Below are 8,736 nucleotides of genomic sequence, written 5' to 3' on the forward strand. Positions count from 1 at the left end.
ATCACCGCCGCCGTCGACAGGCACGTCTGGGTCGATTGACCCCCATCGAATACGAGACCATCATGAACCCGGCCGTGAGCCTCGCGGCCTAACACCCCAACTGTCACCTAACGGTGCGGCAGTCCCAAGTGCACGGTGAGGCTCGCTGCGATGAAGGTGGAACGACGCAGCGGCGTAAGACTCAGGCGTCGGAGTGCGCCCGTGTCACGAAGGGTCAGCATCGCCACGGGCACCTGGAGGACCCCGGTCATGGCGAGAACAAGAGAGGCGAAGGCGGGCAGGGTCGCATCGAGGAATCCCCGTCCACCGAACTCCGGTCGCGGATCGTTACCGAAGATCACACCCAAGGCCAGCACCAAAACCGGCGCGAAGGCGAAAGAGAAGAACAGGCCTACAGGGTCGCGGCGCTGGGAGCGCCATAGGGCTTTGAGAAGGGCTCGATATGCGTTCATGCCGCCTGCTCCTCTGTGGTGATGTGTCGACCGGTGAGGGCCAGAAAGACGTCTTCAAGGCCGGGAGTCGTCGTGCTCATGCTCGTTACGGTGATGCGGTGTGCCGTCAGTGCAGCAAGGACGCCCTGCAGCCCGTCCGCAGCGCCGCGGATGGTCAGTTCCCGTCCCTCTGTTCGAGCGCTGGTCACGCCAGGAACTCCGGTGAGGTCGAACTCTGCGCTAGGCGACGCCGACAGGATGAGCTTCGCCGTGGTGTCACCGGCATGTTGCTGGATGAGGGAAGTCACTGTGTCCAAAGCAATCAACCGGCCGTGGTCGATGATTGCTACGCGGTCGCATAGCCGTTCGGCCTCCTCCATGTAGTGGGTTGTGAGAACGACCGTTGCACCGCTATCGCGGACGTGCTCGACGGTGTCCCACATGTTTCGACGTGACTGAGGATCGAGAGCGGTGGTGAGCTCGTCCAAGAAAGCGAGCCGGGGGCGGTTGATCAACGCGAGGCCAACGCCCGCGTTGACACGCTCCCCACCCGAGAGCCTGTCAACGCGGGCGTTGGCCTTGTCCTTGACCCCCAGATCCGTCAACAGTTCGCGCCAAGGCCGCGGGCGCTCGTAGAAGGCGGAGTAGAGCTCGAGGGCGTCCTGCACAGTGAGGCGAGGTGGCAGGGCCGCGCTTTGCAGCTGGACCCCAATTTGCTGAGCCAACGAGTGCTGGTCCCGCACGGGGTCGAAGCCGAGCACCTCGACGCGCCCAGACGAAGGGCGGTCCAGTCCTTCCATGCAGTTCAACAGGGTCGTCTTACCAGCACCATTCGGGCCCACCACCCCGAAGACCTCTCCTTCACGGACCTCGAAGGAGACGTCTTCGAGGGCAGTGAAGCTGCCGAAGTTGCGGCTGACAGCCGCACAGCTCACGACGTTCTTCATTCCTCATCACCCTCTGAGTCCACGGGGGTCTGATGGCCAGGCATCGCCTGCATGATGATCTGATCGAGCGTCTCCTGGCGCATCAAAGCGATCCCTTGGTTCGCGTCAGCGAGGAGGAGCAGGGTGTCGCCCGGGTGGATGTCGAAGAGCTCCCGCGCGCCCTTGGGGATGACGATCTGTCCCTTGGGGCCGACCTTGACTGTCGCGGCGTACTTGCCCGGTGGGGGCGTTTGATCCATGTCCATGCTGACCTCCTGGTTGGTGCCACAAGTATAACAAGTGGCACTAACCAGGGGGTGACCTCACGGCATGTAGTCAATCAACGTGTCCGGTCAGTACATCGGGGCCCCGAATCACCGCCCGCCGAGGGCCTCGCACCGGTGATGGAGGTCACCGGAATCGGGCTCACATCCGTTTTGCAAACTCCGGAACCTCTGCGCTAAGCTTGCGGAGGTTCGCACGCCGGATCGGCTCGCGGTCCGATTGGCCCCCATCGTCTAGAGGCCTAGGACACCGCCCTTTCACGGCGGCGACACGGGTTCGAATCCCGTTGGGGGTACGCACGATGAGTACCCCCTCGGAATGCGGATCGTAAGTGAATAAGGCCCTGTGGCGCAGTTGGTTAGCGCGCCGCCCTGTCACGGCGGAGGTCGCGGGTTCGAGTCCCGTCAGGGTCGCGGAGCAATAGGCTCTTCTGTTTCAGAAGAGCCTTTGTTCTATGGCCAGTTCATCGGCCATGGCTCTGTAGCTCAGTTGGTAGAGCGTTCGACTGAAAATCGAAAGGTCACCGGATCGACGCCGGTCGGAGCCACAGCACGAGGAAGGCCCCGCTCCCCCAGTCCCCAGGCTGGGAGGCGGGGTCTTCCTGTGCGCCTTCTCCGGCGCGGCACGGCCCCGCCTCGACCGGCGCGCACCGCCCCCGTACCGCCGGACCGTCGGGGCACTCCTCACCGGAACTACCGGAGCGACGGCCGCCCGTTGCCACGACCGGCGCGCGCCCACCCCGTCGCCGAGGCGCGCCGGCAGCGGGCGCCGCCGCCCACCTCGGGCGCGGGCTCAGTCCTGTGCGAGCACGGCACCGGCGGCACGGCCGCACTGCGCGGCGAATTCCTCGAACGGCAGGGCCGCAACGAAGGGCACCTTGACGATGTAGCGGCCCACGGCGGCCCCGAGCAGCTGCGTCATGACGATGCCGAGCCGGCTCGCCGAGACGTCCGCGCCCGCCTCCCGACCGTCGCCCGCAGGCGCCGTCGGCCCCTGCCCCCCGCCGTGAGGTCCGGGACCCCCTGCCGCTCCGGACCCAGCTCCCGGTGCAGCGCTCACCCCGTGCGCCGTCGCCACGTCGACGATGAGGCCGCGGATGCGCTCCATCGCCAGGTCGCTGCTGAGCGCCGAGCGCACGAGCGCCTCGAGCTGCGGGCCGGTCCGGGGAGATTCCCACAGCGCCAGGTAGCCGCGCGCCAGGGCCGGCCCCCGATCCGCGGCCGGGCGGTCCAGGGCATCCGCGAGGGCGTCAGCGGCGCCCTCCGGCAGCTCGAGGGTGGCGGCGAACAGCCCATCCTTGTTGGCGAAGTAGTGCGAGATGAGCGCGGGGTCCACGCCCGCACTGCCGGCGATCGAGCGCAGCGTCGCGGCGCGGAAGCCGCGCTCGGCGAATTCGCGGCGCGCCGCGGTGAGGATCGCCTCGCGCGCACCGCCGGGAGCGCCGGCGGCGGGACGGCCGACGGGCCGTGTCGGACCGGCGGCCCGTCCCCGGCCGCGCTCCCGTGGCCCCGCACCCTCATGTGCCGCCCTTCCCTGCATTCCCGCGGCATCGTGCCCAGGCTCACCTCGTTGCGTCATGACGGCATGCTATCGTTTATTCATCGGTTGATGAATATCGACGCCCGCCCCACTGCCCCACCACCACAGCCGTTCCACCACCACAGCCGCTCAACCCGAGCCGAGCGAGCGCCACCCCACCCACAGGAGCCACCATGGCAGTGATCGAACTGGCCGCCCTCCCCGTCATCGAGACGGATGCCCTCGTCGTGGGGGCGGGCCCCACCGGCCTCATGGCCGGGCTCGTCCTCGCCCGCCGCGGGGTCGACGTCCTCGTCATCGACGCGAAGTCCGGTCCCACCCGCGAATCCCGCGCGCTTGCCGTCCAGGCCCGCACGGTGGAGATCTACGACCAGCTGGGCCTCGCGGAGGACATGCTCGCCGAGGCCTTCGAGGCGCGCAGCGTGCAGGTGGGCAACTCCGCCGCGGGGGTCGTGGCGGGGCTGGCCGACGCGCAGGGCGCCGCGACCCGCTACCCGGGCATCCACGTCTTCGAGCAGAGCCGGAACGAGGAGCTGCTCGGCGAAGCGCTTGCCGCACGCGCACCCGTGCGCTGGAACACCCGCCTCATCGCCATCCTCGACGACGGCAGCGAGCCCGGTGCGCAGGACGGCCCCGCACACGCCGAGGCGCTGGCCGAGGGCCCGGAGGGGCTGGTCCGCATCCGCGCGCGCTGGTGCATCGGCGCCGATGGGGCAGGCTCCGCCGTGCGCCACGCGATGGGTGTGGGCTTCCAGGGGGTGACCGACCACGCCACGTTCTACGTGGCGGACCTGCGCGGGGTCCGCGGGGTGCCCGAGGAGACGATCGCCATCCGCATCGGCGGGGGCTCGCTTGCGCTGCTCTTCCCCATGGGCCCGGGCGGTCACGCGCGGATCATCTCGATGGCGCCGGGCCCCGAAGTCGGGCAGGACGAGGCGCTTGCGGCTGCCCGCAGCGAACTGGGCATCACGTGCGCCGATGTCGACTGGTTCTCCACCTACCGGGTGCACCACCGGGTGGCCTCCGCGTTCCGCAAGGGCCAGCTGTTCTTGGCCGGCGATGCGGCGCACGTCCATTCACCGGTGGGCGGCCAGGGCATGAACACGGGCCTCCAGGATGCCCACAACCTGGCCAACCACCTCGCCGACATCGCGCTGGGGATCGCCGCCCCCGCAGCCGCCGATGCCTACGAGGCCGAGCGGCGGCCCGTTGCCAAGCGCCTCGTCTCCGTCACCGACCGGCTCTTCGGCCTCGTCGCGGGGCGCTCGCGCGGCACCGCCCGGCTGCGCCGCCTCATCGCTCCCCTCGCGGGCTTCGCCGCACCACGGGTGCTCGCGAGCCGCCTCGGCTCCCACGTGGCGGGCCTGCTGGGCCAGTACCGGATCCGCTACGGGGCCGCCGACCGCGCCGCCGTGGGCGGGGCGGACCGGGCCGTCGGGCTGCGCCTGCCCGAGGTGGGCGCCAATGCGGAGGCACTGCGGCGCCTGAGCTGGCAGGTCCACACCTACGGCGCGCACGTGGACCATTGCGACCTCCCTACCGCCGTCGATGGGCCGTTGGACTTCGGAGCAGACCCGCAGGGCCGCCTGAGCGCGGAGCGCGCCTACCTCGTGCGCCCCGACGGCTTCGTCGCGGCATCGCTGCCCGTGGAGGACGGCGCCATCGGGGCCGGTGCGCTGCGGGTGGCGCTCGCGGCCAACGACCTCATCCCCGCCTAGGATTCCCGCATAAGCGGGCGCGCTCCGCTCCCGCTGCACCCGTTGCGGATCTGCCGCATGGAACCCTCGCCCGCTCGACTCCCGCACCCCTACGATGGGGTCACCGGGAGCGAGGGGAAGATGCGCGATGAGCGATCAGCGGCAGACCGCAGGCGACCATGGACAGGACCGCCACCACGGCGATGCCTCCGCCGCGCTCCCCCACCAGCCCCGTGCCCCAATGCAGTCCCGAGTCGCCGCGCAGCCCCGTGCCCCAATGCAGTCCCGAGGCCCAGCCCGCGCGGGCTCGACCGCCAGTGTCGTCATCGCGGTCCTCGCCGTCTGCGCGCTCACTCTGCTGCCGCCGCTCGTCACCGCCGCTGGGTTCGCACTCACCCAGTCGGCCGAGCGTTCGACGAACACGAGCACCGTGTGGGCCGAGATCGGCTCGATCATCGCCTGCTGCGCCGCCACCGCCATCATGAGCGCCGCGATCCTCATGACCCGGCCCCGCAGGGCCCAGCGCACGACCGCCTTCACCCTGCTGGGCGCGAGCCTGCTCCTCTCGGTGCTCGCGTCCGTGGTGCTCATCGCGCTGCTCGCACCGCTGCAGGACGGCCGCGGGACGACGGCGAGTGCGTTCGCCCTTCTGAGCGTGCTCTTCTCCCTGGTGTTCCCTCTCGTGTACGGGATCGCCGACGGGCTGATGATGAGCGCGTTCTTCGCCGCGCGCGCCTACCGTTGGTGGACGTTCTGCGCGGCGATCGCGGTCGTCGTGCTCCTGCGCCTGGCCTACTCGCTGCTCACCGGCCGCATCTTCGTGCGGTTGGTGCACAGCGCCCCCGGCCTCGCGGCGCTGCAATTAGGCGCCCGGGTGCTGCTCGGCATCCTGTGTGCGGCGCTCCTCGTGGCCATCGTGGTCATCTGCGAGGCCGCCGCCCGGCGGGTACCGGTGAGCCCCGCCGGGCCCCGGGATTTTCCAGCCCGGGCACACAGAGGCGGGCCGCCGCGCCGCACCAGGCCGATCCGCACCGGTTTCCGCCAAGCCAGACCCCAATGCACCAGGCCAGCCCGTACCAGCCCTCATCGCACCCGGCCGATCCGCACCGCCCTGCGCCCGACCAACCGCCGCCGCGGGCCGACCCGCGGCCCGACCCATCCGCACCACGGCCGGCACCCGCGCCCGGCCCCGGTTCAGCTCCCGAGTCCGAACTGGGGGCCACGTCGGAATCCCCGCCGGGTTCCGCACATTCGACCCCACCCGAAGCCCCGGGCGATCCCCCGCCGCCGCGCTGAGCCCAGCGGGGCGCCTGGGGCCACATCACCCGGGTCCGAGGCAAGGCTGCAGCCGCACGAGCCGCACCTCGACAGCCAGCGCATCACGAGAGCAGCCGCACCTCGGCAGCCAGCACACCCCGGCAGCCGCACGAGCCGCGCCTCGACAGCTGCCACACCTCGGCGGCAACCGCACCTCGGCACGAGCCGCACCTCGGCAGCCAGCACACCTCGGCAATCGCACGAACCACACCTCGACATCAGTCCCACCACTGGAGCACGCGCACCTCACACGCTCCCGCACCTCGAATCCGCGACCGGCAGGGAACGAGGGTGCACACGCGAACCGTGCTACGAGCCTCGTAGCGAGCGGGCATAATGGGGAGCACGCAGCCCGGCACGACGAACCGACGCACCGGAGAGGCACACATGAGCGAGCACCCGCAGCAGCTGGGCCCTCGGGCCAGCCGAGCGGCCCGTACCCGGGGCCGGGGGCGCCCGGCTACGGCTACGCTCCGGGTGCGCCGGGCTACGGCCAGCAGGACTACCACCCGCACGCGGTGAACGCCGGAGTCGAGGGCGCCGGAGGCCCGCTCGCGCCCGCCCAGGCCGGCCCCCCGGCCTCCGGAGGCCAGCCGGGCGCACCCACCCAGCCGCAGGCCGCAGGCGGCCCGCCCAGCAGCCTCATCCTCGCGTGCGCCTCGCTCTTCGCGCTCACCCTCATCACGCCCATCGTCGCATTCGTCCTGTATACGGCTCTGGGGCCCGCGAGTGACAGCCTGTGGGGCCCGCTGCCCGGGATCGCGGCGGCGCTCATCGGCACCCTCCTCATGGGGATCGCGATCGCCATGGCGCATCCGGCGGGGAAGCCCCGCCGGGTGGCATTCTGGCTGCTCGGGGGCTCCTGCGGGCTGAGCATCCTCACGTCCGCCGTGTACGGGGGTGTCGCGCTCCTGTTCGACGGACCCGCTGTCGAAGGCGATGCGCCACTCCTTATCTTCCTCATCCTGCTGTTCTTCCCGTTCGTGTACGGCATCGCCAACGGCCTCCTCATCAGCGCCTACCTTGCGGCCCGCGGCTTCCGCTGGTGGGCCTTCCTCATGGCCACGGCCCCGACCGTCATCGTCCGCGTCTTCGAGAACGCCATCGTCACCCGCATGCTCGGCGGTGCTGGCGGCTCGCGGGCGGCCGGCACCCTCGTGCAGTGCATCGGCGCGATCGTCTTCGGCGTCATCTACAGCGCCATCCTGCTCATCATCGTGCTCATCTGCACGAGCGCGGCCAAGCGCTCCCAGGCTCGCGCGGCGGGAACCTGGGCTCACGGCGCCGATCAGGCCTACGGCCCGGGTGCGGCCCCCGGTTACGGCGGTGGTCCGAGCGCCTGGGCCGGCCAGCCCGGCCAGGCCGGCGTTGGCCAGGCCGGTGCGAACGGCCAGCCCGGCGCCGGCCAGGTCCCTCCGGGCCAGGCGTATCCCGGCCCGGGCGGCATGCCCCCCTGCGCCCGGACAGCAGTGGGGCTCCGGCCGCGGCGCCTGAGCGCACCCGCGCCCCGCTCACCCGGAGCCTCCACACCCCAGCCCCGGCAATCCGGCGAGCAGGCCCCACCGCCCCCGAGGCGCGTCCCGGGCTCGCCCGTGCGTCCCGCAGCCGGGCCCGCCTCGTCCCCAGCGCCCGCTCTGGGCTCGCCCGCCCCGCCGAGGCGCGGTCGGGCGATGCTCCGCCCGCGCCTCGGCCCGGGGGCAGCGCGGAGCGGCTCAGCCCATGAGCACGGACACGGCCGCGGCGACGATGACCGTGTTGAAAACGAACGCGATGATGGCGTTGGCGGTCACCGTCTTGCGCATGTCGCTCGAGGTCACGCTCACGTCGGTGGTGCCGAACGTGACCATGACCGACAGCGCGAAGTAGACGTAGTCCGAGGGCGCCGGGTTCCGCGTGCCCGGGAAGTCGAGGCCGGAGTCGTCCTCGAGGGCATCGTCGGCGCGGAACGTCACGGTGAACGACAGCAGCACCTCGCACCAGGCCACGACGACGAGCGTCACGCCGATCGTGATGCGCAGCCACGTGGGCAGCGAGGTCGAGTCGTTGCCCGGCAGCCAGACCATCGCCACGAACATCGCAACCGCGGCCACGAAGATCGACGCGCCCGGCCCCGGCGCCGTGCCCAGCAGGTAGCGCTGTGCGAACGTGCCGCGGCTGTCGCGCTCGGCCCACGCATCGATGTCCGCGTCCGTGGCGCCGTGGAAGACGAGGCCCGTGATCACCATGTGCACGACCAGGTAGACGAGCAGCACGACGACGAGCGCATCCACGTAAGCGAACTGGGACGACACCGCGGCGGCGGGGAACACCACCGCCGCGACAATGAGGGCTGCGATCGCGCTCAGCAGCACGCGGCGGCGTTCGAACATCCAGCGGATGCGATGGGGCGAGGTGCGGTGGGCTGCGGGCTGCGGCACGAGGGGTCCTCTCCGGCGGTGGGGCGGGCCCGCGCGGGCAGCGGCGGTCCGTTCGCACCCAGCCTAGCGAGCCCGGCCCGTCAGCGGTGCACGGGCGCGGCCGCCGCGCGGGCCCGCGCGGGGG

The 8,736-nt window shown here is 71.3% G+C and carries 7 protein-coding genes and 3 tRNA genes; 5 read left to right on the top strand and 5 right to left on the bottom strand.

Going from position 1 to position 8,736, the window contains the following annotated elements; all coding sequences use genetic code 11:
* Positions 1-107: 107 nt before the first annotated feature.
* Genes GSY69_RS12935 through GSY69_RS12945 form a run of 3 tightly spaced genes read right to left on the bottom strand, consistent with a single transcriptional unit; the run spans position 108 to position 1,623 of the window.
* Positions 108-452, bottom strand: a complete 345-nt coding sequence (locus tag GSY69_RS12935; protein ID WP_235936554.1) for a hypothetical protein — start codon at positions 450-452, stop codon at positions 108-110.
* The gene (locus GSY69_RS12940; protein ID WP_160954255.1) at positions 449-1,378 is read right to left on the bottom strand and encodes an ABC transporter ATP-binding protein; all 930 of its coding nucleotides are present in this window, start codon (positions 1,376-1,378) and stop codon (positions 449-451) included. The genes GSY69_RS12935 and GSY69_RS12940 overlap by 4 nt, the downstream gene beginning before the upstream one ends.
* On the bottom strand, positions 1,375-1,623 hold the full coding sequence (locus tag GSY69_RS12945; protein ID WP_160954256.1) for an AbrB/MazE/SpoVT family DNA-binding domain-containing protein: 249 nt from the start codon (positions 1,621-1,623) through the stop codon (positions 1,375-1,377). Before GSY69_RS12945 ends, GSY69_RS12940 begins: the two co-directional genes overlap by 4 nt.
* Before the next feature lie 241 nt (positions 1,624-1,864).
* Between GSY69_RS12945 and GSY69_RS12950 the strand changes: the two genes are divergently transcribed.
* The 3 genes from GSY69_RS12950 (at position 1,865) to GSY69_RS12960 (ending at position 2,189) form a co-directional block, all read left to right on the top strand.
* Positions 1,865-1,937, top strand: a tRNA-Glu gene (locus GSY69_RS12950).
* A gap of 44 nt (positions 1,938-1,981) precedes the next feature.
* A tRNA-Asp gene (locus GSY69_RS12955) sits at positions 1,982-2,055 on the top strand.
* Positions 2,056-2,116: 61 nt separating this feature from the next.
* Positions 2,117-2,189 (top strand) — tRNA-Phe (locus GSY69_RS12960).
* Positions 2,190-2,434: 245 nt separating this feature from the next.
* Here the strand turns inward: GSY69_RS12960 and GSY69_RS12965 are convergent.
* Positions 2,435-3,220 (bottom strand): TetR family transcriptional regulator, encoded by a 786-nt coding sequence (locus GSY69_RS12965; protein WP_160954257.1) that lies wholly within the window; start codon positions 3,218-3,220, stop codon positions 2,435-2,437.
* 134 nt (positions 3,221-3,354) lie between these two features.
* On the opposite strand from GSY69_RS12965, the gene GSY69_RS12970 reads away from it, so the two are divergent.
* Both GSY69_RS12970 and GSY69_RS12975 read left to right on the top strand, forming a co-directional pair.
* Positions 3,355-4,899, top strand: a complete 1,545-nt coding sequence (locus tag GSY69_RS12970) for an FAD-dependent monooxygenase (RefSeq protein ID WP_160954258.1) — start codon at positions 3,355-3,357, stop codon at positions 4,897-4,899.
* Between the two features lie 127 nt (positions 4,900-5,026).
* Positions 5,027-6,532, top strand: a complete 1,506-nt coding sequence (locus tag GSY69_RS12975) for a hypothetical protein (protein ID WP_160954259.1) — start codon at positions 5,027-5,029, stop codon at positions 6,530-6,532.
* Positions 6,533-7,907: 1,375 nt separating this feature from the next.
* On the opposite strand, the gene GSY69_RS12980 is transcribed toward GSY69_RS12975, so the two are convergent.
* On the bottom strand, positions 7,908-8,612 hold the full coding sequence (locus GSY69_RS12980; protein ID WP_202411109.1) for a DUF1345 domain-containing protein: 705 nt from the start codon (positions 8,610-8,612) through the stop codon (positions 7,908-7,910).
* Positions 8,613-8,736 lie beyond the last annotated feature (124 nt).

The sequence above is a fragment of the Brevibacterium rongguiense genome (assembly GCF_009857845.1).
Lineage (GTDB): Bacteria > Actinomycetota > Actinomycetes > Actinomycetales > Brevibacteriaceae > Brevibacterium > Brevibacterium rongguiense.